Annotated in this window: 25 protein-coding genes, 1 tRNA gene and 2 other RNA genes; 22 read left to right on the top strand and 6 right to left on the bottom strand. The window is 69.9% G+C overall.

Going from position 1 to position 26033, the window contains the following annotated elements; genetic code table 11:
• Nucleotides 1–51: 51 nt before the first annotated feature.
• Nucleotides 52–771, bottom strand: a complete 720-nt coding sequence (locus ACO2Q1_RS12590; protein WP_423329821.1) for a c-type cytochrome — start codon at nt 769–771, stop codon at nt 52–54.
• Between the two features lie 154 nt (nt 772–925).
• Between ACO2Q1_RS12590 and ACO2Q1_RS12595 the strand changes: the two genes are divergently transcribed.
• Nucleotides 926–1648: a 3-deoxy-manno-octulosonate cytidylyltransferase gene (locus tag ACO2Q1_RS12595; RefSeq protein ID WP_423329822.1), complete on the top strand. Its 723-nt coding sequence runs from the start codon at nt 926–928 to the stop codon at nt 1646–1648.
• 44 nt (nt 1649–1692) lie between these two features.
• Complete coding sequence (locus ACO2Q1_RS12600; RefSeq protein WP_423329823.1) at nt 1693–2136, top strand: hypothetical protein; 444 nt, start codon at nt 1693–1695, stop codon at nt 2134–2136.
• A gap of 136 nt (nt 2137–2272) precedes the next feature.
• Here the strand turns inward: ACO2Q1_RS12600 and nudC are convergent, their stop codons facing one another.
• Nucleotides 2273–3208, bottom strand: coding sequence for an NAD(+) diphosphatase (gene nudC / locus ACO2Q1_RS12605; RefSeq protein WP_423329824.1), 936 nt, complete (start codon nt 3206–3208; stop codon nt 2273–2275).
• A gap of 41 nt (nt 3209–3249) precedes the next feature.
• Here nudC and ACO2Q1_RS12610 point away from each other — a divergent pair, with 41 nt between their 5' ends.
• The 4 genes from ACO2Q1_RS12610 (at nt 3250) to ACO2Q1_RS12625 (ending at nt 6423) form a co-directional block, all read left to right on the top strand.
• A complete protein-coding gene (locus ACO2Q1_RS12610) occupies nt 3250–3597 on the top strand; it encodes a hypothetical protein (RefSeq protein ID WP_423329825.1) in 348 nt (115 codons plus the stop codon).
• Between the two features lie 59 nt (nt 3598–3656).
• Nucleotides 3657–3750: signal recognition particle sRNA small type (gene ffs / locus ACO2Q1_RS12615), an RNA gene on the top strand.
• A 212-nt stretch (nt 3751–3962) separates the two neighbouring features.
• On the top strand, nt 3963–4343 hold the full coding sequence (locus ACO2Q1_RS12620; protein ID WP_423329826.1) for a DUF3597 domain-containing protein: 381 nt from the start codon (nt 3963–3965) through the stop codon (nt 4341–4343).
• A 199-nt stretch (nt 4344–4542) separates the two neighbouring features.
• Nucleotides 4543–6423, top strand: coding sequence for a DNA polymerase III subunit gamma/tau (locus ACO2Q1_RS12625; RefSeq protein WP_423329827.1), 1881 nt, complete (start codon nt 4543–4545; stop codon nt 6421–6423).
• 28 nt (nt 6424–6451) lie between these two features.
• Here the strand turns inward: ACO2Q1_RS12625 and ACO2Q1_RS12630 are convergent, their stop codons facing one another.
• A complete protein-coding gene (locus ACO2Q1_RS12630; RefSeq protein ID WP_423329828.1) occupies nt 6452–7198 on the bottom strand; it encodes a M48 family metallopeptidase in 747 nt (248 codons plus the stop codon).
• 204 nt (nt 7199–7402) lie between these two features.
• On the opposite strand from ACO2Q1_RS12630, the gene cysK reads away from it, so the two are divergent.
• The gene (gene cysK / locus ACO2Q1_RS12635; protein WP_423329829.1) at nt 7403–8374 is read left to right on the top strand and encodes a cysteine synthase A; all 972 of its coding nucleotides are present in this window, start codon (nt 7403–7405) and stop codon (nt 8372–8374) included.
• Between the two features lie 3 nt (nt 8375–8377).
• Here the strand turns inward: cysK and ACO2Q1_RS12640 are convergent, their stop codons facing one another.
• Nucleotides 8378–8869: a GAF domain-containing protein gene (locus tag ACO2Q1_RS12640; protein WP_423329830.1), complete on the bottom strand. Its 492-nt coding sequence runs from the start codon at nt 8867–8869 to the stop codon at nt 8378–8380.
• A gap of 244 nt (nt 8870–9113) precedes the next feature.
• On the opposite strand from ACO2Q1_RS12640, the gene ACO2Q1_RS12645 reads away from it, so the two are divergent.
• From ACO2Q1_RS12645 to ACO2Q1_RS12655, 3 genes are all read left to right on the top strand, one after another.
• Nucleotides 9114–10604 carry a tetratricopeptide repeat protein gene (locus ACO2Q1_RS12645; RefSeq protein ID WP_423329831.1) on the top strand — a complete coding sequence of 497 codons (1491 nt, stop codon included), beginning with the start codon at nt 9114–9116 and terminating at the stop codon, nt 10602–10604.
• Complete coding sequence (locus ACO2Q1_RS12650; protein ID WP_423329832.1) at nt 10601–12124, top strand: hypothetical protein; 1524 nt, start codon at nt 10601–10603, stop codon at nt 12122–12124. Before ACO2Q1_RS12645 ends, ACO2Q1_RS12650 begins: the two co-directional genes overlap by 4 nt.
• Nucleotides 12125–12282: 158 nt before the next feature.
• On the top strand, nt 12283–12708 hold the full coding sequence (locus ACO2Q1_RS12655; RefSeq protein WP_423329833.1) for a TetR/AcrR family transcriptional regulator: 426 nt from the start codon (nt 12283–12285) through the stop codon (nt 12706–12708).
• Here ACO2Q1_RS12655 and ACO2Q1_RS12660 read toward each other — a convergent pair.
• Nucleotides 12706–12778 (bottom strand) — tRNA-Ile (locus ACO2Q1_RS12660). The two genes, ACO2Q1_RS12655 and ACO2Q1_RS12660, sit on opposite strands and share 3 nt — an antisense overlap.
• A gap of 238 nt (nt 12779–13016) precedes the next feature.
• On the opposite strand from ACO2Q1_RS12660, the gene ACO2Q1_RS12665 reads away from it, so the two are divergent.
• The gene (locus ACO2Q1_RS12665; RefSeq protein ID WP_423329834.1) at nt 13017–13835 is read left to right on the top strand and encodes an SIMPL domain-containing protein; all 819 of its coding nucleotides are present in this window, start codon (nt 13017–13019) and stop codon (nt 13833–13835) included.
• 177 nt (nt 13836–14012) lie between these two features.
• Here the strand turns inward: ACO2Q1_RS12665 and panD are convergent, their stop codons facing one another.
• Nucleotides 14013–14369, bottom strand: coding sequence for an aspartate 1-decarboxylase (gene panD, locus ACO2Q1_RS12670; RefSeq protein ID WP_423329835.1), 357 nt, complete (start codon nt 14367–14369; stop codon nt 14013–14015).
• Nucleotides 14370–14628: 259 nt separating this feature from the next.
• Between panD and sppA the strand changes: the two genes are divergently transcribed.
• From sppA to mraY, 11 genes are all read left to right on the top strand, one after another.
• Nucleotides 14629–16407, top strand: a complete 1779-nt coding sequence (gene sppA / locus ACO2Q1_RS12675; protein WP_423329836.1) for a signal peptide peptidase SppA — start codon at nt 14629–14631, stop codon at nt 16405–16407.
• Nucleotides 16408–16517: 110 nt separating this feature from the next.
• Nucleotides 16518–16844, top strand: a complete 327-nt coding sequence (locus ACO2Q1_RS12680) for a hypothetical protein (RefSeq protein ID WP_423329837.1) — start codon at nt 16518–16520, stop codon at nt 16842–16844.
• Complete coding sequence (locus ACO2Q1_RS12685) at nt 16819–17634, top strand: N-acetylmuramoyl-L-alanine amidase (protein ID WP_423329838.1); 816 nt, start codon at nt 16819–16821, stop codon at nt 17632–17634. Before ACO2Q1_RS12680 ends, ACO2Q1_RS12685 begins: the two co-directional genes overlap by 26 nt.
• Before the next feature lie 138 nt (nt 17635–17772).
• Nucleotides 17773–18153: RNase P RNA component class A (rnpB, locus tag ACO2Q1_RS12690), an RNA gene on the top strand.
• Between the two features lie 337 nt (nt 18154–18490).
• On the top strand, nt 18491–18937 hold the full coding sequence (locus tag ACO2Q1_RS12695; protein WP_423329839.1) for a division/cell wall cluster transcriptional repressor MraZ: 447 nt from the start codon (nt 18491–18493) through the stop codon (nt 18935–18937).
• Entirely contained in the window at nt 18934–19899 is a 966-nt protein-coding gene (gene rsmH, locus ACO2Q1_RS12700) for a 16S rRNA (cytosine(1402)-N(4))-methyltransferase RsmH (RefSeq protein ID WP_423329840.1), read from the top strand. The genes ACO2Q1_RS12695 and rsmH overlap by 4 nt, the downstream gene beginning before the upstream one ends.
• Nucleotides 19896–20309 carry a cell division protein FtsL gene (gene ftsL / locus ACO2Q1_RS12705; RefSeq protein WP_423329841.1) on the top strand — a complete coding sequence of 138 codons (414 nt, stop codon included), beginning with the start codon at nt 19896–19898 and terminating at the stop codon, nt 20307–20309. Before rsmH ends, ftsL begins: the two co-directional genes overlap by 4 nt.
• A complete protein-coding gene (locus ACO2Q1_RS12710) occupies nt 20306–22048 on the top strand; it encodes a peptidoglycan D,D-transpeptidase FtsI family protein (protein WP_423329842.1) in 1743 nt (580 codons plus the stop codon). Before ftsL ends, ACO2Q1_RS12710 begins: the two co-directional genes overlap by 4 nt.
• Nucleotides 22045–23511, top strand: a complete 1467-nt coding sequence (locus ACO2Q1_RS12715) for a UDP-N-acetylmuramoyl-L-alanyl-D-glutamate--2,6-diaminopimelate ligase (RefSeq protein ID WP_423329843.1) — start codon at nt 22045–22047, stop codon at nt 23509–23511. Before ACO2Q1_RS12710 ends, ACO2Q1_RS12715 begins: the two co-directional genes overlap by 4 nt.
• Complete coding sequence (locus ACO2Q1_RS12720) at nt 23504–24922, top strand: UDP-N-acetylmuramoyl-tripeptide--D-alanyl-D-alanine ligase (RefSeq protein ID WP_423329844.1); 1419 nt, start codon at nt 23504–23506, stop codon at nt 24920–24922. The genes ACO2Q1_RS12715 and ACO2Q1_RS12720 overlap by 8 nt, the downstream gene beginning before the upstream one ends.
• Nucleotides 24922–26031 (top strand): phospho-N-acetylmuramoyl-pentapeptide-transferase, encoded by a 1110-nt coding sequence (gene mraY / locus ACO2Q1_RS12725; RefSeq protein ID WP_423329845.1) that lies wholly within the window; start codon nt 24922–24924, stop codon nt 26029–26031. The genes ACO2Q1_RS12720 and mraY overlap by 1 nt, the downstream gene beginning before the upstream one ends.
• Nucleotides 26032–26033 lie beyond the last annotated feature (2 nt).

Here is a 26033-nt window from a genome sequence, read left to right on the forward strand (position 1 = left end):
AAGAAGGGCGGCCCGAGGGCCGCCCTTTTCAGTTTCGTCGCTGCAGTGCGCCTATTTGGGAGCCGGGGCGCTGGTCGCGGCCGGCGGCGCGGCGGGCGTGGTCTGGGTCGTGGGCGCGCCGGCGGGGCCTTCGGCCGGAGCCGCAGCGCCTTCGGTCACGGCGGCGTCAGCGCCGGCGGGGGCGGCGCCCTCGGCCGGGGCGGCGCCGGGCTGGCGCGCCGGATCGGGCGCCGGGATCGCATAGCCGGCCGAACCCTGGCTGCGCAGATAGGCGATCAGATTGTGGCGCGTGGTCTCGTCGCGCAGACCGGCGAAGGACATCTTGGTGCCCGGCACGTCGCGCGCCGGGGAGGTGATGAATTCATCCAGGGCGTCATAGGTCCAGTTCGGGGCCTCGGCCTTGTGGGCGATCATGGCGTCCGAATAGGCGAAGCCTGCGCGGTGGGTGACCGGGCCGCCGACCACGCCGAACAGATTCGGGCCGATGCCGTCGGCTCCGCCCTGATTGATGGTGTGACAGGCCTTGCAGCGGGCGAAGGCGGCCTCGCCGGCGGCGATGTCGGCGGCCGGCAGGACCGTGCCCCAGTCGGCCGGCAGGGCCGGAGCCTCGGCGCCGGCCTCGGCCTCCTCGGGCGCATTGACGAAATAGCCCATCTTCTCGGGCTCATGCGTCTCATAGATCATTTCGGCGCCGGTCTTGACCACCAGGATCACGAACGCCGTGCCCAGCGCCGCGCCGAAAATCTTGTTCCACTTCAGATCGCCGCTCATGCGTGTGATCGCACCCCGTCACTCATGGCCCGGCTCCGGCGACGGAGGACGGACGATTTCTTGCGTGGGCGTCTCTTACACGCTAGCGCGACCTTCGCAACCGGCCCGCGCGCGGTTTGACGCGCGTGGCGGTCCCAGTCCGGCGAGTGTGGCGATGAACCCTCTGATAATGATACCCGCTCGCATGGCGGCGACCCGTCTGCCGAACAAGCCGCTGGCCGATATCGGCGGCAAGCCCATGATCGTGCGGGCCTATGAACAGGCCGCCTTGTCGAGCCTGCCGGTCGTCGTCGCGGCGGGCGATCCGGAGATTGTCGAAGTGGTTCAGGCCGCCGGCGGGCGCGCTGTCCTGACCGATCCGGGACTGCCCTCAGGCTCCGACCGCATCCGCGCCGCCCTGGAGGCCGTGGATCCGGACGGAGCGCATGACGCCGTCATCAATGTGCAGGGGGACATGCCGTTCGCTGATCCGGGCCTGGCCACGGCCTGCGCCGCCCTGCTGCATGGGGAGGCGTCCTGCGACATCGCCACCCTGATCGCGCCCGAGGCCGGACTGGACGACCGGTCCAATCCCGACGTGGTCAAGGCGGTGGTGGCCCTGGGCGAGGGGCAGCGCCACGGCCGCGCCCTGTATTTCACCCGGTCGACCCTGTATGGCGAGACGCCGATCTGGCGGCACATCGGCGTCTACGGCTATCGGCGCGAGGCGCTGATGCGTTTCTGCGACGCCTCGCCGTCGCCGCTGGAACGCCGTGAAAAGCTGGAGCAGTTGCGGGCCCTGGAGATGGGGATGCAGATCTGGGCCGCCCTCATCGACGAGGCGCCGCTGTCGGTCGATAACCCGTCAGATTTGGACAGCGCCCGCGCGCTTGTGTGACGACCGCCGTTCTGGCTCAGTGGCGGGGCTTTAGGAGCCCCGACATGAAAACCCCTTCGCTGATCGCCCTGGCCGCCGTCGCCGGCGCGCTGTTCGCCGCGCCCGCGGTCGCCCAGACCGGCGACGCCCTGATCGAGATGCTGTTCGACCACATGGACAGGGAGTTCAACGACAAGGGCTGGCGGATGACGGCCGTCGCCGAGTTCAAGAACCCCATTCCGGACGGATCCAGCCGCGGGGACATCGTCCGTCTGGAGGCCGGCAAGGTCTATGTCGTGGCCGGCGTCTGCGACGAGGACTGCTCGGACTTCGACATCGAGGTCAGGAACACCGACGGCGTCGTCGTGGGTTCTGACGTGCTGGACGACGATGCGCCCATGGTCGTGCTCGATAACCCGCGCGCCGGCGCCTATCAGGTGCAGGGCATCATGGCGGGGTGTTCGGCCGACCCCTGTCTGACGGGGGTGCGGGTTTACAGGAAGGACTAGGCGCGCGCTTCGCGGGGGAGGGGCTCTGGAGGACGAGTTCCGAAGACCCCCTCCGTCTCCTCGCTCCGCTCGGATCCACCTCCCCCCGCCTATGGCGCGGGGAGGAGACGGTTGCGACGCCTCTAATCCCTATTCCCTAGTCCCTAGGCCCTTCCTCGACCCAGGCCCGGATCAGGGTGTGGGCGATGGCGAAGGGGGGCGGGGCCTTGATGGCGGGGTGGACGCCGTCCAGCACGGCGCGGGCCTCGGCGCGAGTCAGCCAGGCGACGGACTCCAGCTCGGTCTGATCGGGGCGCGCCTGGTCGTCGGATACGGAGGCGATGAGGCCGATCATCAGCTGTGACGGAAACGGCCAGGGCTGGCTGGAATGGTGGCGCACGGCGGTGACCGTCAGCCCGGCCTCCTCGGCCACCTCGCGGGCGCAGGCTTCCTCGATCGACTCGCCGGGCTCCAGGAAGCCGGCCAGGGCCGACATCCGGCCCGGAGGCCAGGCGGCCTGACGACCCAGAAGACAGCGGGGTTCGTCTCCGCCTTCATACACCGGCAGCATGATGGTGACCGGATCGACGCGCGGGAAATGCTCGGTGCGACAGGCCTCGCAGACCCGTTTCCAGCCGCCCGAGCCGCTGCGCGTCGCCTGGCCGCAGGCGGAACAGAAGCCGTGGCGCCGCCGCCAGTCGAACAGGCTCTTGGCCGTGCCCGCCATGGCCGCCTCGGTCGCCGGCAGGATCGCCGCCGCCTCGCGCATCTCGTGAAACACGCCCAGGCCGCGCACCGCGCCGTCGGACGGATCCTGCGCGCCCTCGAACTCGACGGCGAACACCGGCGCGCCCTTCCACAGGCCCAGGAACAGGTCGCGGTCCGTCACCAGCTTCAGGGCGTGGGACATGTCGAGCCAGACCAGGCGCGGGCCGTCGATATGGGCCTCGATCAGGGGTCTGCCCTCCCACAGCGCCAGGGCTACAGCGTCGGCACGCACCTTCTGTTCGGCGATCCAGTCGGGATCGTTGCGAAGCTCGCCCGCGCGATCCAGCGGGTTTCCGGCGAAGCTGTTGACAGTCCAGGTGGGCATGGGCCTTCATATCGACGCTCGCGCAGCGTCAGGCAACGGTGATGACTCTCCTGCTGATCGCGGCGGCCCTGGTGGGGGATGGCGCGCTGCCGGACATGTCGAAGGTCCTTCCGGACCGCGCCCGCGTCGCGGCCCTGGAACGGGTCGTGGTGATGCCGCACGGCGCCCGGCCGCTGACCCACTATCGCCGGACCTATTGGCTGGAGGACGGAAAAATCGTCGGCCTTTTCCGTCGCGAAGGCCCGCCGGGCGTCGATGTCGCGCCCGAGCCCCCGTCGCACCCGCGCCCGGCGTCCCGCGTGCGCGACGGCGGATGCGACAGGGTCACCGTGGTGTACGAACCTGAAGAGGGGCGGGTGCTCGAGGTCGCCTGCGACGGCGAGGCCTGACGCGCTGTATTGGGTGTGCGGCGGGCTTGATTCCCGACGCGCCAGCCGCCATATCCCGTCTCGGAGATCGCGGGCGAAGGCTTCGCCAATCTGGTCAGGGCCGGAAGGCAGCAGCCACAACGAATTCCCCTTCGGGTCGCGGTCTCCACCTTCTCTCTTCTTTTGAAGCGCTGACGCTCGCCCCGGATCAGGTCCGGGACTCGCGACTTGAGCGCGGTCTTGATGCGCTGTCGCTCGACGCGCGGCGCCTCGCGGCTTGAGTACGTTCGTCGCGAGCCTGTGTGTAAACCTTCGTAAAGTCGGGGTGGCGCGCAACCCGAGGTCGGTCCACTGGTTTCCTCCTCATTCGAATGTGGAGCGACCCCATGAGCATTTTCGGCAAGATTCTCGGCGGCATCTTCAATCGCAAGAAGAAGCCCGCCGAAGCCGCCCCCGCCCCGACGGCCGCGCCGGCCGCCGTCGAAGCGGCCCCGGTCCCGGCGGCTGAACCGGTGGACGTCGAGGCCGTTCTGGAGGAACTGGCCGCCGCCAACCCCCAGAAGCTGAACTGGCGCACCTCGATCGTCGATCTGATGAAGCTGGTCGGGATGGAAAGCTCGCTGGCCGAGCGCAAGGAGCTGGCCGACGAACTGGGCTACACCGGCGACAAGTCGGACAGCGCCACAATGAACATCTGGCTGCACAAGCAGGTGCTGGCCAAGCTGGCGGCCAACGGCGGCAAGGTGCCGGCCGATCTGCTGGACTGATCCAGATCGGACATCTCCCTCCCCTTTATGGGGAGGGACGATCGCGTAGCGATCCGGGTGGGGATGTCCTGAATGCCTGTGGCGCTGTGTACTTCCCCACCCTGGCCTGCGCTGCGCTTCGGCCGTCCCTCCCCACGAAGGGGAGGGAGAGGCGACGAAAGGTCTTCGCCGTCCGTCACCCGCACGGTAAGACTTCGGCATGATCGACGGCGACCCGAATCTGGACGGCCCTCCCTGGGAGGAGGACGAGGCTCCCGAGGCCGAGGAGCGCGACCCCAACACCGACGACATGTTCGGCGCGCCTCCGGCGGCCCCGGCGCCTGAGACCGAAACCGCCCCGACCCCGACCGCCTCGCCAGTCACTGACAAGCCCGCGCCCGCCGCTGATCCCGTCGAGACCGAGGGCGAGGCCTACACCGTCCTGGCGCGCAAATACCGGCCGAAGACCTTTGAGGACCTGATCGGCCAGGAGGCCATGGTCCGGACCCTGACCAACGCCTTCTCCACCGGCCGCATCGCCCACGCCTTCATGCTGACGGGAGTGCGGGGGGTCGGCAAGACGACGACGGCGCGGCTGCTGGCGCGCGCGCTGAACAACGAAACGGAGACCATCGACCGGCCGTCGCTGCAACTGTCGGCGAATGGGGTCCACGACGCGGCCATCATGGCGGGCCAGCACATGGACGTCATGGAGATGGACGCCGCGTCGCACACCGGCGTCAACGATATCCGCGACATCCTGGAAAGCGTCCGGTATGCGCCGGTCGAGGCGCGCTACAAGGTCTATGTGCTGGACGAAGTGCACATGCTGTCGAACCAGGCCTTCAACGCCCTGTTGAAGACCCTGGAGGAGCCGCCGCCGCACGCCAAGTTCATCTTCGCCACCACCGAGATCCGCAAGGTGCCGGTGACCATCCTGTCGCGCTGCCAGCGGTTCGACCTGCGCCGCGTCGAGCCGGAGGTCCTGGCCGAACACCTGGGCCGGGTGGCGACGCGCGAAGGGATGAAGGTCGAGGACGACGCCCTGGCCCTGATCGCCCGCGCCGCCGAGGGCTCGGTGCGCGACGGCCTGTCGCTGCTGGATCAGGCTCTGGTGCAGGGCGAGCGCGGAGAGCCGGTGAAGACCGAGCTGGTGCGCGACATGCTGGGCCTGGCCGACCGGACCCAGACCATCGCCCTGTTCGAGCAGGTGATGGGCGGGCGCACCGCGGAGGCGATCCAGACCTTCCGCACCCTGTACGGATATGGCGCCGATCCGGTGCAGGTCACCAATGATCTGCTGGAGCATTGCCACGCGGCCTCCGTCGCCAAGATGCTGGGGCCGCAGGCGACGCGCCTGCCCGGCGATCAGGCCGCGACCCTGGCGGCGCTGGGCGCGGCGGTGTCGGCCGCCGGCCTGTCGCGGGTCTGGCAGATGCTGCTGAAGGCGCTGGACGAGGTGCGGCGCGCGCCCAGCCCGGCCGATGCGGTGGAGATGGCCCTGATCCGTCTGGCCTACGCCGCCGACCTGCCGGGGCCGGAGGAGGCGCTGAAGGCCCTGCGCGACGGCCAGGCGCCGGGCGGGTCTTCGGGCGGCGCTCCGGGCGGCGGGGGGCGCGGTCCCTCGGGCGGAGGCGGGGGCGGCGCGACGGCGCAGTTGGCGGCCCGGCCGGTCATGGCGCCCAGCCTTCCCGATCCCCAGAGCTTCGAGGCCGTGGTCGCCCTGATCGGCGAGAAACGCGAGATCAAGCTGCAGATGGACGTTCAGCAGCATGTGCGGCTGGTGTCGTTCAAGCCGGGCGCCATCGTCTATGAGAGCGGACCGCAAGCCCCGGCCGATCTGGCGCGGCGCCTGGCCGGCCGGCTGAAGGACTGGACCGGCCGCACCTGGCTGGTCGCCGCCAACGGTCAGGGCGGGGGCGAAACCCTGATCGAGATCGACCGCCGCAAGAAGGCGGACGAACGCGCCGAGATCGAGGCCGATCCCTTCGTCAAGGCGGTGCTGGAGGTCTTCCCCGGCGCCCAGCTCGACTACCGCGTCATCGCACCGTCTGTGGAGATGCCGACCATCCCCGACGAGCCGGCCGAGGACGAGGAGTAGGCGGCGTTCCCGGTTCCGTTAACCGCCGTCAGCCCGGGTAGCGCTGGGCGATGTAGGCGTTCAGGGCGTCGATGCGCGTCTGGTCGGACGGGTGGGTGGAGGCGATCTGCGGCAGCTGGCTCTGACGCTGGCTGGACATCAGCCGCCACAGGGCCACCGCTTCGGACGGTTTCCAGCCCGCGCTCGCCATATAGTCGACGCCCAGACGGTCGGCCTCCAGCTCGTGCTGGCGCGAATAGGGCAGCAGCAGGCCGAACTGGGCCGCCAGGCCGCCCCACTGACCCACCTGCTGGCCACGCGATCCCGCGACGCCGGACGCGACCTGCAGGCCCAGGCCGGTCAGGGCCTGGGACGACTGGCGTTCCGCAGCGTGGCTGGCGACGACGTGGCCGATCTCGTGGCCGATCACGGCGGCCAACTGGTCGTCGTTCTTGACCAGGTTCAGCAGTCCGGTCGTCACGCCGATATGGCCGGACGGCAGGACGAAGGCGTTGGGGCTGGTCTCTACGAAGACGGCGTAGTCCCAGGTCCGGTTGGCGAGGCCCGCGGCCTGAACGAGCCGGCCGCCGACCCGACGCACCCGCTCCAGCTGGGCGCGATCGGTGGACACCGTCTGGGTGCGAAGCATTTCGTTCCAGGCGGCGGTCGCCTGGGTGGTCAAGGCGGCGTTGTCGGTGAGCAGCAGCTGGTTGCGCCCCAGCGCCTCGTTATAGGCGCAGCCGGCGCCGGCGGCCGAGAGGGTCAGCAGGGCGGCGAGAGCGAGGCGGGTCTTCATCGGGCGTCTCCAGAGTTCGGGCTTGCGCGCCCCACAACGCGACCCGGCCATGTTCGGCTGCATCGCCGGTGTCCACAAGGCCCGGCTTCCGGGAGAGGAGGTTTAGAAATCCTCTCGCCCGCATTCAGTTTTCCTCGCCGCAGGCCTCTTGCGGATCGGACAGGCGGCTTATCTGTTAGCGACCCCAAGCCGGAGACCTCCCCCATGACCTATGACGCCAGCGCCAGAGCCACCCAGGGACGCGGAAAGGTCTATGACTCGATCATCGACACCATCGGCGACACGCCGATCGTGAGGTTGCCGCGCCTCTCGGCCGAACTGGCCCCGAGGGCGACCGTCCTGGCCAAGCTGGAGTTCTTCAACCCGATCGCCTCGGTCAAGGACCGGATCGGGGTGGCGATGGTCGAGGCGCTTGAGGCCGAAGGCAGGATCGGAGCAGACACCGTGCTGATCGAGCCGACCAGCGGCAACACCGGCATCGCCCTGGCCTTCGTGGCGGCGGCCAAGGGCTATCGGCTGATCCTGGTCATGCCGGAGAGCATGTCCATCGAGCGGCGCAAGATGCTCGCCCTACTGGGGGCCCAGCTGGAGCTGACACCGGCCGAGAAGGGGATGAAGGGCGCCATCGCCCGCGCCCAGGAGCTGCTGGAGACCACGCCCGGCGCCGTCAGCCCGTCGCAGTTCGACAATCTGGCCAATCCCGCGATCCACAAGGCGACGACGGCCGAGGAGATCTGGAACGACACCCAGGGGGCCGTGGACATCATCGTCTCCGGCGTCGGCACCGGCGGCACCATCACCGGCGTGGGCCAGGCGCTGAAGGCCAAGAAGCCGTCGATCCGGCTGGTGGCGGTGGAGCCGACGGCCTCGCCCGTCCTGTCGGGCGGAGCGCCCGGCCCGCACAAGATCCAGGGCATCGGCGCGGGGTTCGTGCCCGCCATCGTCGATCGCTCGGTGATCGACGCCGTTGAACAGGTCTCGAACGAGGACGCTTTCGAATTCGCCCGCAAGGCGGCGCGCACTGAGGGCCTGCCGGTCGGGATTTCGTCGGGGGCGGCGCTGGCCGCGGCCTTCCGCCTGGCGGCGCAGGAGGAGAATGCGGGCAAGACGATCGTGACGATCATTCCCAGCTTCGCCGAACGCTATCTGTCGACGGCCCTGTTCGAGGGGCTGTAGACCTCAGTCGAAGACCTTGCCCAGCAGTTGCTCCAGGGCCCGGGCGTCGACGTCGTCGAAGGCGCCTGTCTCGGTCGCGTCGACGTCGAAGACGGCGATCAGCGCCCCGTCCGCGTCGAACACCGGAACCACGATCTCACTGGCCGAGCGGCTGTCGCAGGCGATGTGGCCGGGGAAGGCGTGGACATCGGGCACGACCTGGGTGCGCCCCTCGGCGGCCGCCGCGCCGCAGACGCCCTTGCCGAAGGGGATGCGCAGGCAGCCCAGCGTGCCCTGGTAGGGGCCGACGACCAGCTCATTCCCCTTGGCCGGATCGACCACATAGAAGCCCGTCCAGAAGAAGGCCGGAAAGGCGTCGTTCAGCATCGAGGCGACGGTGGCCATGCGCGCGACACGATCCGGTTCGCCGTCCAGCACGGCCAGGATTTCGGTCTCGACCTCCGCATAGCGGTCGGCCTTGTCGGCGGGGCGGTCATCACGGGCGACATAGGACATGGGCGCGACTCGCGGGCGGCGGAGGGAGCGTCGGCCATATAGGCGCCCGGGGCGCGTCCGGCCACATCGAGGCCGCTTTTCCCGCGACTGGGGAATCCTGCGCCTTTGGGGCGAACGTATTGTCCCGGATCGCGATTTTTTCCTCCCTCGAACGACGCACGACGAACGAAGGTCACTGGACCAACGGCCGAGTTTGGGGAATGGTTAACGCGGATCGAGGGGTCCGTCGGGGCGGGGGAGGCGCATGGTCGGACACGGCGAAGGTCAGCGCGAGGCGCGGCGTCAGGCCCGACCGACCGCTCTGCGTCGACGCGAGGGTCGGGCCGCGACCCGCGGCGCGGCTCTGTCGCTTCTTGTGGCCTCGGCCCTTCTGGCCGGCTGCGGTTCGGGCCAGACGCCCTGGCGGCGCGGCGAGACGGCCAACGCCTGCCCCCGTCCGGCGGCGAATACCGACGGGGAGTTCAACGCCCAGGAGCAGGGACTGCGGGCGCTGCGTCGCGCCGGATTCCGGGGCGACTTCTTCGCCCAGCTGGAGCTCGGGCTGCGCTATTCCGGCGCGCGGGCCACCGACAAGAACATCGAGGACGCGATCGAGAGCGCGACCTGGACCGCCATGGCCCTGGGCAACGACCAGGGCTATGCGCCGATCAACCGGGTGGAGCGCCAGGGTGTGTTCGGTCGGCTGAAGTCCCTGTCGCGATACGACGACTGTCGCGCCTGGGAGCGCAAGGTCGCCTATGACCGGCTGGAGACCCTGTTGTCGCGCATGACGCGGGATGAACAGGAACAGGTCCGCGACCGCATCATCTATGTGCTGTCGACCCAGGGCGCCGAGGGCTTCCGGACGCTGGCGCGGCTGCACGACGGCCTTTACGGACCGTTCGGCGAACCGCAGGACAACGCCGAGGGCAAGTCGGCGTCCGGGCGCAAGGACGGGGTCGGCCGCGACGCCCGCTGGGCCGCCGCCCGGCCTGCGTCCGTCAGCCTGTTCCAGCGCAATGACGTGGACGCCTATCTGTTCAACTATCTGGCGACCCAGACGGGCGACGTCGGCGCCTATGTGCTGCTGAAGGATTTCGAACGGTCGTCGCCCACGCGCGCGCGGCAGGGGTCGCTGGTCGAGGCCAAGGCGCGGCGCTGGATCCCGCCCTACGAATTTTATCCCAACGAGGCGCCGGCCTCGGGCGTGCCCTTCTCGGACGAGAGCCGGCCCCAGGGCGACGCCTTCGAGATCGCCCTGTCGCGCATTCACGAACTGCCCTTCGTCCATGTCGGGCGCGCGCTGCGGTTCCTCGGCGTCGTCTCGACGGCGCCGGAGTTCCGCGACCAGCTGGCCGGGCGCGACGTCCAGACGCTGGAGGCCCTGCTCGGTCATCCGATGGACGGCGATCTGTCGGCCCTGGAGAAGGTCCGCGCCGTGCAGCTGGCGGCGGTCAACGGGTCGTCCGAGGCCCAGCTGGTGCTGGCGGTCATGTATTCCGAAGGCATCGGCGTGCCGGTCGACTACGCCCGCGCCTTCCACTGGTATTCGGTGGCCGATCGCCAGGGCAACGCCGAGGCCAAGTTCGCCATGTCCACCTTCTTCGCCCTGGGCGTCGCGGGCGTGGCGGATCAGAACAAGGCCCAGTCCGTCGCCTATCGCCTGGACTCGGCTCTGGCCGGCTTCGGTCCGTCCGCCCACCGCCTGCGCGCCGTCCTGGCCCAGGTGTCCCGCGCCGAGAGGAGGCCGTCGTGAAGTCCTTCCGCATGTCCCGTTCGCGCGTCCTGTCCGTGGCGGCGTCCGTCGCGGCCCTGCTGGCCGTCGATCTGATGGCGGCCCCGCCGAAGGCCGAAGCCCAGACGGCCGCGCGGGTCGAAAGCCGCACCCGGCCCAATTTCGGCCTGCTGCTCGACCCGCCCACGCGCCCGCACCGGCGCAGACCCCGCTACGCCTACGACGACTACCGGCCGGGTTGGGGCGGGCCGGGGTGGGGCGACGGCGGACCCGGCTGGGGCTATGAGCAGGATGAGATCGTCGTCGATTGCGGCGGGCCGGACGGAGAGGCGCTGGAATCGGCGATCCAGGCGCTGCGTCCCGGCGGCGCCCTGACCCTGCGCGGCCAGGGCGGGATCTGCGTCGGCTGGCTGTACATCGACAAGCCGATCACCCTTCAGGGCGAGGGCGGCTTTGATCCGCGCACCGGCGCCCGGGTGCCGGCGGCGGTGCTGCAGGCCCCGGACGGCCGCCCCTGCCTGACGGTGGCGCCGGGCGTGCAGGTGACGATCCAGGACCTGACCCTGCTGTCGCCGCGCGGCGGCTCGGCCGCCTGTGTGACGGGCGAGGACGCCGACATCGTCATGCGGCGCGTGGCGTTGCGGCATGAAGGGATGGAACCGGCGATCGACCTGCGCGGCGGTCTGCTGGATCTGCGCGACGCCCAGATCGACGCCCGCACCAGCGGCGCGGCCCTGGTGGCCGAAAACGCCACCCTGAACACCCAGAACCTGATCATCAGCGGATCGGTGGCCGGGATCGACCTGGAGCAGGGCGCGCGCGCCCCGTCCAACATTCACAGCACCACCCTGACCGGCGTCGGAACGCCCAACAGCTTCGGTCCGCGCGCCATCGGCGTGGCGGTGCGGGCGCGTCAGGATTCGGCGCGCACCGAGATCAACAACAGCCGCATCTGCGGCTTCGCCGAGGGGCTCGCCGTCGAGGGCGTGGCGGTGCAGGCTCGCGGCCTGCGCATCTGTCGCACTGACAAGGGCGCGGTGCTCTACAACGGCGAACTGGCGCTGTCGGATTCCCGCATTCGGGCGCGCGAGGTCGGGGTGGCGGCCATCGCCGGCCGCGCCGTGATCGTGGGCAATATCTTCGCCGGCGTGGATCGGGTGTTCTGGGACGAGCCGCGCGCCAGCCTGGAGGCTCGCGACAACCGGGTCTGGACACGGTCGCAGGTGTGCCGTCCCACCTTCCGCCCGCGCCATCGCGATCGTCACGTGCCGATCTGGGAGACGGACGGCCGCCGCGGTTTCGTCTGCCAGTATTCGCCCTATCCCTACGCCTGGTGGGCGGAGGAAGAAGGCGCGCTGGGCCAGGCCTATCACGACGACGGCTATGCGCTGGAAGGGTGGGGCGGCTTCCAGGCGGGCTACGGCTGGTACGATCGCGACGGGCGTTATGTGCCCGACAGGCAGGTCTGGGGGGACGACCGCTGGACCGATCGTCCCGCCCGGCGGCGAAATCAGGACCGCAGGCCGCCGCGCCGCTGGTAGGCGCGGGAACGGCTCAGGTCGCGCTCCGGTAGCATGGGTCGGCGGTTTTCCCCCATTTTCGTCGCGCCGCACAAATCTCAGGTTGCGTTTCAGCAGAAACAGGTCTTGATTCCGCTCCAGAACCGCCCGCGCCAAGACGGGCGGCGGAGGCGACGACCATGGATACCGAAAAGCCCGTCCCCATGGGGCGGCGCGAGCGTATGAAGGCGCAGACCGCCCAGAACATCCGCGAGACCGCCGCCCACCTGTTTCGCACGGTGGGGTTTCAGGACGTGACCCTGCGGGCCCTGGCCGATGCGGCCGGCGTGTCGACAGGGGCCATCTTCGCCCACGTCCGCAACAAGGAAGAGCTCTGGCGTTTCGCCATGGGCAGCGCCCCGCCCGACTATGACCTGGCCGAGGTGGTGGCCCTGATCGAGGCGACCCTGCCCGGCGCCAAATGGACCCTGACGGCGGTCGGCGACCGTTTCGGCGCCGCCGTGACCGCCGGCGACAGCGAACACACCGCCCTGGGCGACACCCCGTCCAAGGCCCTGAACGAGGTCTTCCGCGCGGCGCTGGGCGCGATCGAAGGACGACAGTAGGCGCGGAGGGACTCGAACCCCCAACCAGACCGTTATGAGCGGTCGGCTCTAACCATTGAGCTACGCGCCCGCTGTCCGCCGTACGCGGCAGGTGCCGGGGTTAGCAGGCCGGGGGCCGGGTGCAAAGACCGGCCAGGCGCGGATTTTTCGCGCCTTGGCCATGGCCGCGCCGCATCCCTGTCGCCGATGTCATGCAGATGAACGGAAGCTGAGCCGGGGCCTCGCGCCGCGTTCAGCCGGCATGGGCCAAGTTCGGCCATGACGGTCGTCCACATCGGGCGGCCGATGCCTGTTCCGGAGGATAGATGATGTTCCGCACCCCCGCCCGCGCCGAGACCGCCGTCCTGGCGCGCACGCCGATGTCGCCGCGTCGCGCGGCCCTTCCGATGCTGGCCTTCGGCCTGGCTCTGGCGGGCGCCACGGCCCTGACGGCGCCGTCCGCTCTCGCCCAGACCGCCGTTTCGCCCACCCAGAGCACCATCCAGATGATCCAGACCCAGCCGTCCCTCAATCTCAATGCGTCGGGCGAGGTGCGGGTGGCCCCGGACATGGCCACGGTCAACTTCGGCGTCGTCACCGAGGCGGCGACGGCCCAGGAGGCCATGGCCCAGAATGCGACCCGGATGAACCAGGTCGTCGCCGCCCTGCGCCGCGCGGGCGTGGCCGAGCGCGACATCCAGACCTCGGGCCTGAACCTTCAGGCCCAGTACGACTATCAGGAGAACCAGCCGCCGAAGCTGCGCGGCTATCAGGCTTCCAACCACGTGACGGTTCGGGTCATGGACCTGACGAAGACCGGCGCGACGGTGGATGCGGTCGTGGCCGCGGGCGTGAACCAGATCGACGGCGTCAGCTTCGGCCTGAAGGATCCGACGGCCGCCGAGAACGAGGCCCGTGTCAAGGCGGTGCAGGCCCTGCAGGCCAAGGCCCGGCTCTATGCCCAGGCCCTGGGCGTGCAACTGGGCGGCATCCGTAGCCTGAACGAGGGCGGCGGCTACACCGCCCCGCCGCCGATGCCGATGTACGCCATGCGCGCCCAGGCCATGGACGCCGGCGGCACCTCGGTGTCGGGCGGCGAACTGTCGGTCAAGATCGACGTGACCGGCGTCTACGACATCGCGCGGTGATCGACGCAGGCCCCTTCTCCCCTCCGGGGGAGAAGGTGGCCCGGAGGGCCGGATGAAGGGGATGTGTCCTCTGCCGAGCTGTCAGCAGGCGGAAACGACGAGGCGGCGGCGACAGCCCCCTCATCCGTCAGGCTGCGCCTGCCACCTTCTCCCCCGAGGGGAGAAGGCGTTTCTGGTTCAGGCCGCGCGCTTGATGTGGTTGTCGTCGTCCAGCAGGACCACGGTCGGGTTCCACTGACGGGCCTCTTCCTGGGGAAGCTGGCCGTAGGTGACGACGATCACCTTGTCGTTCTTCTGCACCAGACGGGCGGCGGCGCCGTTGACGCCGATGACCCGGGAGCCGCGCGGGGCCTCGATGGCGTAGGTGGTGAAGCGCGCGCCGTTGGTGATGTTCAGCACGTCGACCTGTTCGTGCGGCAGGATGCTCGCCGCGTCCAGCAGGTCGCGGTCGATGGCGATGGAGCCTTCATAATCCAGATCAGCCTGCGTCACGGTGGCGCGATGCAGTTTGGATTTCATCAGGGTGACCAGCATGGGAGGATCCCGGTCCCTTGGTGACGCGGGGCATGGGCCCCCGCTCGCAGGCGGCTGATATAGGGATTTCTACTCCGGCTATCAATCGCGGCGCCGCGGCGCCGTGACGCGGGTGCGAAAAGGCCGGGCGCCGGCTTGCCGGTCAGGGAGTCGACCGTCAGGCGAAATCTCTTTCCGTTCCTTCATTTGACGCCCACCTTTGCGCCTCTATGGTCGCAGCGGGCCGAAATCCGGCCGAATGACGGATGCTCCTCCTCCCATGAAGCAGTTCTTCCTGACCGTGCTCGGCGTCTTCACCGGCCTGGTGCTGTTCCTGGTGGTCGTGCCGATCGTCCTGGTGATGATGGCCGTGGCCGCCGGCTCGTCCAAGCCCGCCACCCCGGCCCATTCGGTGCTGGAGCTGGATCTGCGGCAGGGCCTGACCGACCAGGCGCCGCTGAACCCCTTCGCCGCATTCGGCGGGACGTCGATGTCGGTGATGCAGGTCGTGGACGTTCTGGCCCAGGCCGAGAAGGACGGGTCGATCAAGGCTCTGCTGATCCGCCTGCCGGAAGCCGGCCTGACCCCGGCCTCGGCCGATGAAATCCGCCAGGCGGTGCACCGCTTCCGCCGCGCCGGCAAGCCGGTGGTGGCCCATTCGCAGGGCTTCATGCCCCTGGGGACGGTGATTTCCTCCTATATGGTCGGGGCCGCCGCCGACCAACTGTGGATGCAGAACACCGCCAGCTTCCAGGCCACGGGCTTCTCGACGGAAGAGGTGTTCCTCGGCCGCGCCTTCCAGAAGTACGGCGTTCGGCCCGAGTTCGAGCAGCGCTACGAATACAAGAACGCCGTCAACGGCTATACCCAGAGCGATTTCACCGAGCCGCACCGCGAGGCGATGGCCGCCTGGATGGGGTCGATCTACGGCAGCGCCCTGGCCAATGCGGCGGCGGACCGGAAGATGACGCCGCAGGCCCTGCGGACGACGATCGAGGGCGGACCCTATTCGGCCGATCAGGCCCTGACCGCCAAGCTGATCGACAAGGTCGGCCAGGTCGAGGAGGCCGAGAACGAGGCCCTGAAGCTGGCCGGCAAGAGCGCCAAGCTGCTGGAGTTCGACGACTACGCCTCGGCCAAGGGCGAACGGATCGGTTCGGGCCGGGACGCCATCGCCATCGTCGGCGGCGAGGGCTCCATCCTGACCGGCACGGGCCAGGGCGGCGGTTTAGGCTCGGGCTCGTCGATCAAGTCGGACGACACGGCCGGCGCCATCTATGACGCGATCAAGGACAAGGACGTGAAGGCCATCGTCTTCCGCGTGTCCTCGCCGGGCGGGTCGCCCGAGGCGTCGGAGCAGATCCTGGCGGCTGTGCGCGCGGCGCGGGCGGCGGGCAAGCCGGTGGTGGTGTCCATGGGCGCCTATGCGGCGTCCGGCGGCTACTGGATCAGTTCCGAGGCCGACTGGATCGTGGCCCAGCCCTCGACCCTGACCGGTTCGATCGGCGTGTTCGGAGGCAAGTTCGTGCTGGCCGACGCCCTGGGCCGTTTCGGCGTCGATCTGCGCGGCCTGTCGGTCGGCGGCGACTACGCCTCGGCCTTCTCGACCAGCGAACCCTTCACCGCCGCTCAGAGGGCCGCCTTCTCGGCCTCGATGGACCGCACCTATGACGAGTTCATCGCCCGCGTGTCGACCGGCCGTCGCCTGCCGGCCGAACGGGTGCGCGAGATCGCAAGGGGGCGCGTCTGGACCGGCGCCCAGGCCAAGGATCTGGGTCTGGTCGACCAGCTCGGCGGCCTGACCGAGGCGATCACCAAGGCGCGGCAGCTGGCGCAGATTCCGGACGACCGTTCGGTCCGGTTCAAGCGTTATCCCAAGCCGGAATCGCCGTGGGAGGCCCTGTCGTCGGCCTTCGGCGTGTCCGGCGAGGCGGCGCGGGTGCTGGTCGGCATAGGCGCCATGACCGCCGATCCGGACGCCCGCGCGGTGGTCGATCAGGTCCAGGCCGAGCGTCTGCGCGGCCGCGGCGCCGTCGTTCTGGCCGACCAGCCGCTGTGATCGTGATGCGTCGAACCGTCCCGGTGTCGTCTCGGTCATTGACGGTTCATGTCCGTGGGCGGATGCTGTCGTCTTCTGCGGCGCTCCTCCGCCGCCCCTAAGGAAGGTCCATGGTCCAGGATCCTGTCGCCTCTCTGGGTTTCGGCGCGCGCCGCCGGACGTCGTGGACGGCCCCCTTCACGGCCCTGGCCGGGATGATCGCCACCGTGGTCGCCCTGGCGATCGGGGCGGTGCTGGCGGTGTTCACCGCGATCGCCGTGGCCGTCTTCGCCTTGTGCGCCGGAGTGGTGGTGTTCTTCGCCGGCTTCGCCCTGCGCGCCCGGCGTCAGGCCGTGGGTCGCAACCGTCGCGCCGACGATCCCGCCGAGGATGTCATCGAGGCCCGCAAGGTCGGCGACACCTGGGTCACCTATGGCTGGGAGCGGACCGGGCGCTGAGCCCGCCGGACATCCTGTGCTGACCGTCGCCGAGGCGCCGTCCCCCAATTTCGACACACGCCGCGCCCCGCCGGACATGCTGGTGCTGCACTATACCGGCATGCGCTCGGCCGAGGCGGCCGTCGCCCGCCTGCGCGATCCCGAGGCCAGGGTGTCGGCCCACTATGTGGTCGACGAGGACGGATCGATCCTTCGCCTGGTGCCCGAGGAACGCCGCGCCTGGCATGCCGGCCGGGGCGTGTGGCAGGGCGAGGACGACTGCAACGCCGCCTCGATCGGCATAGAGATCGTCAATCCCGGCCATGAGTTCGGCTATCGTGATTTCCCGGACGCCCAGATCGCGGCGGTGATCGCCCTGGTCGGCGACATCCGCTCGCGCTGGGACATTCCCGACGCCCGCATCATCGCCCATTCGGATCTGGCTCCTCAGCGCAAGGAGGATCCCGGCGAGCGGTTTCCCTGGAAGCGGTTGGCGGGCGCCGGGCACGGCCTGTGGTTCGAGCCGGCGCCGGAGCGCATTGCCGCGCTCGAGGCGTCGCCGGGCGGCGGCCTGCTCCAGGCCGGCGACGAGGGGCTGGGGGTCATGGTCTTGCGGTCCGGCCTGCACCGGCTCGGCTACGGCCTGAAGCCGGGCGCGGATTATGACGCGGAGACCACCGCGACGGTGCGCGCCTTCCAGCGCCACTGGCGCCAGCACCGCATCGACGGCGTCGCCGACGCCGAAACCCGCGCGACCCTGATGGGCGTCCTGCAACTGGCGACGGCCGAGAGCGTGACCGGGGTGCTCTGACCCTTCTCCCTCCCCCGAAGTGAGAGCGAGATTGGCGGCGGACTTCCCCACCCTGTCGTCGCGGCGCGCCGACATCCCTCCCCATGAAGGGGAGGGAGAAAGTTGACGCGCCGCTCCTAAAGGCCGATCAGGGCGCGGTCAGACGGCCGGGCGGTCGCGGCGGGGCTTCGGTCCCGTCGAGGAAAGTCCGGGCTCCACGGTGAAAAGGCGGCGGATAACTTCCGCCCGGGGCGACCCGAGGGAAAGCGCCACAGAAAGCAAACCGCCTCCCGTTCGCGGGCGGCAAGGGTGAAAGGGTGGGGTAAGAGCCCACCGCGTCGGCGGCAACGTCGACGGCATGGCAAGCCCCGCCTGGAGCAAGACCAAATAGGGACGTCGCGCGGTTTCGGCCGCAGGGCTCACCGCCCCAGGCGTCCGGGTAGGTCGCGAGAACCGTCCAGCAATGGCCGGTCCAGAGGAATGATCGTCGCCGCGTCTTCGGATGCGGAACAGAACCCGGCTTACAGGCCGTCTGACGCCTCTCCCCGAAAAAATCCCCAGCACGATTTGCGGCGACTGTGGCGCGGACGACTCACGTCGGCGCGCCCTGGGAGGGGGCGCCTGAATTCCAAGGTTAATCTATTGGTTACCGTATTCGCTAACCCTGTGTGAGGGCCGCGCGCACGCGGATGTTCCCTGTATGTTTCGATATTTTCGGCGAAGCTTCGCCGGAACATTAAAGGAACTCTGCCAGGCAAGCCCAATCAGTGCCATTGAGGCCCAGAAAATCCCATGTTATCGCCGGTTCGTAGCGTGGGATGGGGGCGTCGGTTTCCTCGGCGTCGTGTGTGTTTCAGGGACGGGTCGAAGGACCCGAGTGGGCTGGGTCGTGTTCCTCGGAACCTATGAGAAACAGTTGGACGGCAAGCGCCGTCTGCAGATTCCTCAGGAATTCCGCACCGCCGCGACCGGCGCCGAGCACGGCGTCTTCTGCCTTCTGTCCCTGACCGACGATTGCCTGGAGGCCGGGGGCGACGCCCTGTCGGCCCTCTATCTGGAGCGAATCGAGGCCCTTCCTTTCGGCAGCGCCCAGCGCGATGCGCTGGAGGAGACCTTCTACGGCGGCCAACGGGCCCTGACCTATGACGGGGGCGGGCGGATCGTTCTGCCCGAAAGCCTGTGCCAGGACGCCGGCCTGACCGACGACGTCGTCATCGTCGGCAAGGGCAAGCGGTTCCAGATCTGGGACCGTGCGCGCTGGCAGGAACGCCGCGCCCCGGTTCGTGCCCTGGCGCGCGACACCCTGATGGGGGAGGGCGCATGACCTCTCCGCACGCGCCGGTCCTGCTCGACGAGGTGATCTCCGCCCTGGCGCCGCGTCACGGCGACACGGTCATCGACGCCACCTTCGGGGCCGGCGGCTACAGTCGGGCTATCCTCCAGGCCGGGGCCGAGGTCATCGCCCTGGACCGCGATCCGTCGGTGCGTCCGCACGCCGAGGCCCTGGCGACGGAATTCCCCGGCCGTTTCAGCCTGGTCGAAACGCCCTTTTCGGGCCTGTCAGCCGCCTTCGACGCCAGCGGCCAGGCGCGACTGGACGGAGCGGTATTCGACATCGGCGTCTCGTCCATGCAACTGGACCAGGCCGAGCGCGGCTTTTCCTTCATGCGCGACGGACCGCTGGACATGCGGATGTCCTCCGATGGTCCCAGCGCCGCCGATATCGTCAACACCTATGAGCACGGCCCCCTGGCCTGGCTGATCAAGCTGTACGGCGAGGAGCGCCAGTCCGGGCGCATCGCCACGGCCATTGTGCGCCGCCGCCAGGAGCGTCCGTTCGAGCGGACGCTGGATCTGGCCGAGGTGGTGGAGAAGGCCCTGGGCGGACGTCGCGGCGCCCCGACCCATCCGGCCACGCGCACGTTCCAGGCGCTGCGGATCGCGGTGAACGACGAGCTGGGCGAACTCCGCGCGGGTCTGGCCGCGGCGGAGGCGTGTCTGGCGCCCGGCGGTCGGCTGGCGGTGGTGACCTTCCATTCGCTGGAGGACCGAATCGTCAAGGCCTTCTTCACCGAGCGGACCGGCGCGACGCCGGGCGGGTCGCGGCACGCGCCGCAGATTTCGGACAGCCGCCGCCCCAGCTTCACCCTGGCCTTCAAGGGCGCGCAGGAGGCCGGGGAGGCGGAGCTGGCGGCCAATCCGCGCGCGCGATCGGCCCGCCTGCGCGCCGGCGTCCGCACCGAGGCCCCGGCCTGGGGTCCCTTCCAGGCGGAGATGGCGGCATGACCGGCCTGCTCGCCACGCCCCTGGACCTGATGCGCCGCCTGGTGAACTGGAAGGTGCGGGGCATCCGCTGGATCGAGATCATCGGGGCCGCTGCGGTGGCGGTGATGGTCCTGTCGGTCTATGTCGCGAAGACGGCGGCGGCCCGCGAGAACGCGCGCATCGGCGAAATCGAGCGCGAGATCGCCGAACATCGCCAGCGGGTGCGGCTGCTTCGCGCCGAGGTCGCCCGGCTGGAGCAGCCCGGGCGGCTGGAATCCCTGTCGCGCCAGGCGGGATTGGCCCCGGTGGACGTGCATCGCCTGGGCGACGAAGGCCGCCTGCCCGCGATCAGCGAGGCCTCGTCCGCCGCAGAGTCCCACGCGCCTGCGCCGGTCGCAACGGCCCCGGACGTTCCGGAGACCGAGCGATGACGATCCACGATCATCGCGCCCCGACGCGGCCTGCCTCCCGTCCCGATCTGGGCGCCGTCGTCTCGCCCGGCCTGCGCTGGGTCGGGTCCCTGGTCTGGTGGATCGAGCACGCCTTCGAGCGCGCCAGGGCCGACGGGCGGCCGGAAGAGGACACCCGCGTCCGCATCGTGCTGCTGCTCGGCGTCTTCTGTCTGGTGTTTTCTGTCCTGGCGGTGGGTGCGGCGCGGGCGGCCCTGTTCGCGCCCAAGGGCGGCGTCGGCTCGGCGAGCCATCCGGGCGCCCTGCTGCGCGCCGACCTGACCGATCGCAACGGCGCCCTGATGGCGACCAACATCACCCACTACGGTCTCTACATCGATCCGAGCGAGGTCTGGGACCGGCGCGCCGCCTTCGACCAGATCCGCCGCGCACTCCCGCGCGCCGACGCGGTCAAGCTGCGCCGCGTGATCTTCGGCGAGCGTCGCCTGATCGTGCTGGGCGGCCTCACGCCCGCCGAACGCGCCGCCGTTCACGACCTGGCGCTGGGCGGCGTCACCTTCGAGCCCGAGGACAAGCGCGTCTATCCGCTGACGGGCGGGGCAGCGCGCCTGATCGGGGCGGCCGACAGCGGCGGCGTGGGCATCTCCGGCCTGGAGCTGTCGTTCAACGACGCCATTCGCGCCGCGGGTCAGAGCGGCGAAGACTTCCCCCTGTCGATCGATCAGCGCATCCAGGCGGTTCTGGAAACCGAATTGGCCGCCGCCGGGCGCGAGCAGCAGGCCAAGGGCGTGATCGGCGTCGTCGCCGACGCGCGCACCGGCGAAATCCTGGGCATGGCCAGCTGGCCCTACGACCGGCCGGGTAATCCCGCCGTCAGCGCCCGCTACGAAATGGGGTCGGTGTTCAAGACCTTCACCGTCGCCGCCGCCCTGGACACCGGTCAGGCCGACATGAACACCATGCTGGACGCCTCGAGCGCCTTCATGATCGGCAACCGCAAGATCGCGGACTTCCACGCCACCAATCGCGTCCTGTCGCTGGAAGAAGTCTATCTGCACTCGTCCAACATCGGGACCACGCGCCTGGCCGTCGGCATGGGCGGGGACGTCATGCGCGACTATCTGACCCGCTTCGGCTTCATGGAGGCGGCGCCGGTAGAGCTGAAGGAATCGGCGACGCCGATCCGCCCGCGCGACTGGTCCGACAGCACCCTGGCCTCCCTGTCCTTCGGCTATGGCGTCTCAGTGACCCCGATCCAGATGGCCTCGGCCATGGTCGCCCTGGCCAATGGCGGACGCTACATCCCGCTCAGCTTCCGGCGTGGCGGCCAGACCGGCTATCAGCCGCGCACGGTGGTGTCGGCCGAGACCTCCCTGTCGATGCTGGAGCTGATGCGCCGCAACGTCGTGGCCGGGTCGGGCGGTCGCGCCGAGGCGGCCGGGCTGCGGCTCGGCGGCAAGACCGGGTCGGCGAACAAGCTGGTCAACGGCCGCTATGACCCCACCCATGCGGTCGGCACCTTCGCCGCCGTCTTCCCCGCCGACGGCCCCGTCGGAACCCAGCGGTACGTCATCCTGGTCCTGGTCGACGAGCCCGGCGCCTATCCGCGCACCGGCGGCTTCGTCGCCGCCCCGGCGGTGGGCCGGATCGCCGATCGCATCGCCCCGTTCCTGGGCGTCCAGCGCCGCGCCGATCCCTATCGCACCGCCCTGGGCGAAAAGGTCGTCCGGTTCGAGGACGTGGAGGGCGACGGCCGATGACCGCTTCGCCGGCCGTGCGCCTGTCCGAACTGCTGCGGCGCGATCTCTCCGCCGATCCGGTGATCACCGGGGTCACCGCCGACAGCCGCAAGGTCGCGCCCGGCGCCCTGTTCGTGGCCCTGCCGGGGACGCAGGCGGACGGGCGCGCCTTCATTCCCCAGGCCCTGGCCCAGGGCGCCGCCGCCGTGCTGGCGCCGATGGACACCCCCGCGGAGGCTGCGCCCGTTCTGGTGCAGTCGGGCGATGTGCGGCGCGCCTACGCCATCGCCGCCCGCGCCTTCTACGGCGCCCAGCCGCGTGTTTGCGTCGCCGTGACCGGCACCAACGGCAAGACGTCGGTCGCCGCCTTCTGCCGCCAGATGTGGGCGGCCATGGGCCACAAGTCGGCCAGCATGGGCACGCTCGGCGTCGTCGGTCAGAAGGGGACGAAGACCTACGCCCTGACCGGGCCGGGCCTGACCAGCCCGGACGCGGCCGACGCCGCCCGTCTGCTGGCCGAACTGGCGCGCAAGGAGGTCACCCATCTGGCGTTGGAGGCCTCGTCGCACGGCATCGACCAGCGGCGCCTGGACGGGGTGTCGCTGAAGGCGGCGGGCTTCACCAACCTGACCCAGGACCACCTCGACTATCACGGCACGATGGAGGACTACCGCGCGGCCAAGCTGAGGCTGTTCGACACCCTGTTGCCGCGCGGCCGGACGGCGGTGCTGAACGCCGACTCCGACGCCTATTCGGCCTTCGCCTCCGCCGGGATCATGTCCGGCCTGGGCGTGATGGGCGTGGGGGAGCGCGGCCGTGACCTGACCCTGATCGAGCGGATCGCGACGCCGGAGGGTCAGCGCCTGGTCATCGAGGTGCGCGGGACACGGCACGACGTGCTGCTGCCCCTCGCCGGCGGATTCCAGGCGGCCAACGCCCTGGTCGCCGCGGGCCTGTGCATCGCGGCGGGGGACTGCCCGGACCGGGTCCTGCCGGCGCTCGAGGCGATCCAGGGCGCTCAGGGGCGGTTGCAGCGTATCGAGGGCGGTCGTCCGGGCGCCGAGGTCTATGTCGACTACGCCCACACCCCCGACGGGCTGGAGACCGTGCTGAACGCCCTGCGGCCCCATGCCAGCGGTCGGCTGATCGTGGTGTTCGGCGCCGGGGGCGACCGGGATCGCGGCAAGCGGCCGCTGATGGGCGCGGTGGCGGGGCGGCTGGCCGACGTGGCCATCGTCACCGACGACAATCCGCGCTCCGAGGACCCCGCCGCCATCCGCGCCGAGGTGCGTCGCGGGTGTCCCGAGGCGATCGAGATCGGCGACCGACGCGCCGCCATCGAAGAGGCCGTCGCCATGATGCGTGACGGCGATGTGGTCGTCGTCGCCGGAAAAGGGCATGAACAGGGGCAGATCGTGGGAGGGACGACTCATCCTTTCGACGACGCCGCCGTCGCCGCCGAAGCCCTGAGACTCCATGCCTGACGCCGCCGCTCCGCTCTGGACCGCCACGGACATCGCCCTGGCCGTCGAAGGCCGTATCGAAGGCGGGGTCTTCGAGGCCTCGGGCCTGACCTACAACAGCCGGGAGATCGGTGCCGGCGACCTGTTCCTGGCGCTGAAGGGCGCGCGGGATGGGCATGACTTCGCCGCCGCCGCCTTCGCCGCCGGCGCTGCCGGGGCGCTGGTCGAGCGTCCGGTGGACGGCGGGCCGTGCATCGTGGTGCCGGACACCCTGAAGGCGCTGGAACAACTGGGCGCCGCAGCCCGCGACCGCGCGCCTCACGTCCGGCGCGGCGCCGTGACCGGCAGCGTCGGCAAGACCAGCGTCACCCAGGCGATCAAGGCGGGCCTCGATCTCGCCGGACCCGCCCACGCCTCGATAAAGAGCTACAACAACCACATCGGCGTGCCCCTGACCCTGGCGCGCATGCCCATGACCGTCGAACGCGCCGTATTCGAGATCGGCATGAACGCGCCGGGCGAGATCGCGCCCCTGTCGCGCATGGTCCAACCGCATGCGGCTTGCGTCACCACCGTCGGGCCGGTGCATATCGAGGCCTTTTCCGACGGCGAGGCCGGGGTGGCGCGCGAGAAGGCGGCCATCTTCCAGGGTCTGGGTCCGGGCGGGGTCGCGGTCATCAACGGTGACAACGCCTGGGTCGACCATCTGCGCGAGGCGGCCCTGCATGTCGGCGCCCGCATCGCCCAGTTCGGCTCCGGCCCCGGCCAGGACGCCCGCCTGATCGACTTCCAGCCCATCGAGGGCGTCGGCGCGCGGGTCGAGGCGGAGATCTGGGGAACGACCCATGTCTTCAGCCTGAAGCAGTCGGGCTTTCACTGGGGACTGAACAGCCTGGCGGTCATCCTGATGCTGGACGCCCTGGACGTTCCGGTCGAGACGGCGATCCAGGCTCTGGGAGAGTTCGCGCCCCTGGCCGGGCGCGGCGAGACGCGCCGCGTGCGCATCCTGGGCGGCGACTTCACCCTGGTGGACGAAAGCTACAACGCCAATCCGCTGTCGATGCGGGCGGGTTTCCTGAGTCTCGGCGCGCGTCCGGTGGTCGAAGGCGGCCGCCGGATCGTCGTCCTGACCGACATGCTGGAGCTGGGCGACCAGTCCGCCGCCCTGCACATGGGCCTGTCGGAAGCAATCGAGGCGGCCGGACTGGATGTGGTCCATACCGCCGGGCCGGAGATGCGCCGCCTGCACGACGTCCTGCCGGCCTCTCGCCGAGGCGTCTGGGCGGCGACCGCCGCCGAACTGGCCGACCGCGCCGCCGAACTGGTCGCGCCGGGTGACATCGTCATGGTCAAGGGCTCGAACGGGTCGAAGGCCGGTGTCGTCGCCAAGGCCCTGGCCGCACTTGATCTTCCGGCCGAGGGGGCCGCCTGATGTTCTATCTGCTCTATCTCCAGTTCGCCGACGTCGCGAAGGACTATCCGCTGCTGAACCTGATCCAGTACCAGACGGTGCGGGTCGGGCTGGCGATGATGACGGCGATGATCGTGGCCGTGGCCATGGGCAGCCGCTTCATCAACTGGATGCGCGCCAAACAGGGCAAGGGCCAGCCGATCCGCGACGACGGCCCGGTCAGCCATCTGTCGAAAGTCGGCACCCCGACCATGGGCGGGCTGATGATCCTGGCCGGCATCGGCGTGGCGGTCTTCCTCTGGGGCGACTTGACCAACCCCTATATCTGGATCGTGTCCGGGGTGACCGCGGCCTTCGGCGTGCTGGGCTTCATCGACGACTACGCCAAGGTGACGAAGCAGACCTCGGCGGGGCTGACGTCCAAGCAGAAGCTGGTGGCCCAGACGGTGGTGGCGGTCGTCGCGGGCGTGCTGACGGTGCTGTGGATGACCCAGTCGCCGACCTCGCCCTTCCTCGAAACCTCGATCGCCTTCCCGTTCTTCAAGAACGTGCTGCTGAACATCGGCTGGTTCTATGTGGCGTTCGCGGCCTTCACCATCATCGGCTTTTCGAACGCGGTGAACCTGACCGACGGGCTGGACGGCCTGGCCATCGTGCCGGTGATGATGGCGGCGGCGGCGTTCGGGGTGATCTCCTACCTGGTCGGCAACTTCATCTTCTCGGAGTACCTGGGCGTCCACCACGTGCCGGGATCGGGCGAACTGGCCATCTTCTGCGCGGCCATGATCGGCGGGGGCGCGGGCTTCCTGTGGTACAACGCCCCGCCGGCCAAGATTTTCATGGGCGACACGGGCTCCCTGGCCCTCGGCGGGTCGCTGGGCGCCATCGCGGTGACGACCAAGCACGAACTGGTGCTGGGCATCGTCGGCGGCCTGTTCGTCATGGAGGCGGCCTCGGTGATGATCCAGGTCGGCTACTACAAGCTGACCAAGAAGCGCATCTTCCTGATGGCGCCGATCCACCATCATTTCGAGAAGCTGGGATGGCCGGAATCGACCGTCGTCATCCGCTTCTGGATCATCGCCGCCGCCCTGGCCCTGGCCGGGCTCGCGACGCTGAAACTGCGTTGATG

It is taken from the genome of Brevundimonas sp. VNH65, assembly GCF_049445955.1.
Lineage (GTDB): Bacteria > Pseudomonadota > Alphaproteobacteria > Caulobacterales > Caulobacteraceae > Brevundimonas.

Excerpts from the sequence above, each read along its gene's own strand:
- ACO2Q1_RS12590 (WP_423329821.1), bottom strand. The coding sequence starts at position 771 with ATGAGCGGCGATCTGAAGTGGAACAAGATTTTCGGCGCGGCGCTGGGC.
- ACO2Q1_RS12595 (WP_423329822.1), top strand. The coding sequence starts at position 926 with ATGAACCCTCTGATAATGATACCCGCTCGCATGGCGGCGACCCGTCTG.
- ACO2Q1_RS12600 (WP_423329823.1), top strand. The coding sequence starts at position 1,693 with ATGAAAACCCCTTCGCTGATCGCCCTGGCCGCCGTCGCCGGCGCGCTG.
- nudC (WP_423329824.1), bottom strand. The coding sequence starts at position 3,208 with ATGCCCACCTGGACTGTCAACAGCTTCGCCGGAAACCCGCTGGATCGC.
- ACO2Q1_RS12610 (WP_423329825.1), top strand. The coding sequence starts at position 3,250 with ATGACTCTCCTGCTGATCGCGGCGGCCCTGGTGGGGGATGGCGCGCTG.
- ACO2Q1_RS12620 (WP_423329826.1), top strand. The coding sequence starts at position 3,963 with ATGAGCATTTTCGGCAAGATTCTCGGCGGCATCTTCAATCGCAAGAAG.
- ACO2Q1_RS12625 (WP_423329827.1), top strand. The coding sequence starts at position 4,543 with ATGATCGACGGCGACCCGAATCTGGACGGCCCTCCCTGGGAGGAGGAC.
- ACO2Q1_RS12630 (WP_423329828.1), bottom strand. The coding sequence starts at position 7,198 with ATGAAGACCCGCCTCGCTCTCGCCGCCCTGCTGACCCTCTCGGCCGCC.
- cysK (WP_423329829.1), top strand. The coding sequence starts at position 7,403 with ATGACCTATGACGCCAGCGCCAGAGCCACCCAGGGACGCGGAAAGGTC.
- ACO2Q1_RS12640 (WP_423329830.1), bottom strand. The coding sequence starts at position 8,869 with ATGTCCTATGTCGCCCGTGATGACCGCCCCGCCGACAAGGCCGACCGC.
- ACO2Q1_RS12645 (WP_423329831.1), top strand. The coding sequence starts at position 9,114 with ATGGTCGGACACGGCGAAGGTCAGCGCGAGGCGCGGCGTCAGGCCCGA.
- ACO2Q1_RS12655 (WP_423329833.1), top strand. The coding sequence starts at position 12,283 with ATGGATACCGAAAAGCCCGTCCCCATGGGGCGGCGCGAGCGTATGAAG.
- ACO2Q1_RS12665 (WP_423329834.1), top strand. The coding sequence starts at position 13,017 with ATGTTCCGCACCCCCGCCCGCGCCGAGACCGCCGTCCTGGCGCGCACG.
- panD (WP_423329835.1), bottom strand. The coding sequence starts at position 14,369 with ATGCTGGTCACCCTGATGAAATCCAAACTGCATCGCGCCACCGTGACG.
- sppA (WP_423329836.1), top strand. The coding sequence starts at position 14,629 with ATGAAGCAGTTCTTCCTGACCGTGCTCGGCGTCTTCACCGGCCTGGTG.
- ACO2Q1_RS12680 (WP_423329837.1), top strand. The coding sequence starts at position 16,518 with ATGGTCCAGGATCCTGTCGCCTCTCTGGGTTTCGGCGCGCGCCGCCGG.
- ACO2Q1_RS12685 (WP_423329838.1), top strand. The coding sequence starts at position 16,819 with ATGGCTGGGAGCGGACCGGGCGCTGAGCCCGCCGGACATCCTGTGCTG.
- rsmH (WP_423329840.1), top strand. The coding sequence starts at position 18,934 with ATGACCTCTCCGCACGCGCCGGTCCTGCTCGACGAGGTGATCTCCGCC.
- ftsL (WP_423329841.1), top strand. The coding sequence starts at position 19,896 with ATGACCGGCCTGCTCGCCACGCCCCTGGACCTGATGCGCCGCCTGGTG.
- ACO2Q1_RS12710 (WP_423329842.1), top strand. The coding sequence starts at position 20,306 with ATGACGATCCACGATCATCGCGCCCCGACGCGGCCTGCCTCCCGTCCC.
- ACO2Q1_RS12715 (WP_423329843.1), top strand. The coding sequence starts at position 22,045 with ATGACCGCTTCGCCGGCCGTGCGCCTGTCCGAACTGCTGCGGCGCGAT.
- ACO2Q1_RS12720 (WP_423329844.1), top strand. The coding sequence starts at position 23,504 with ATGCCTGACGCCGCCGCTCCGCTCTGGACCGCCACGGACATCGCCCTG.
- mraY (WP_423329845.1), top strand. The coding sequence starts at position 24,922 with ATGTTCTATCTGCTCTATCTCCAGTTCGCCGACGTCGCGAAGGACTAT.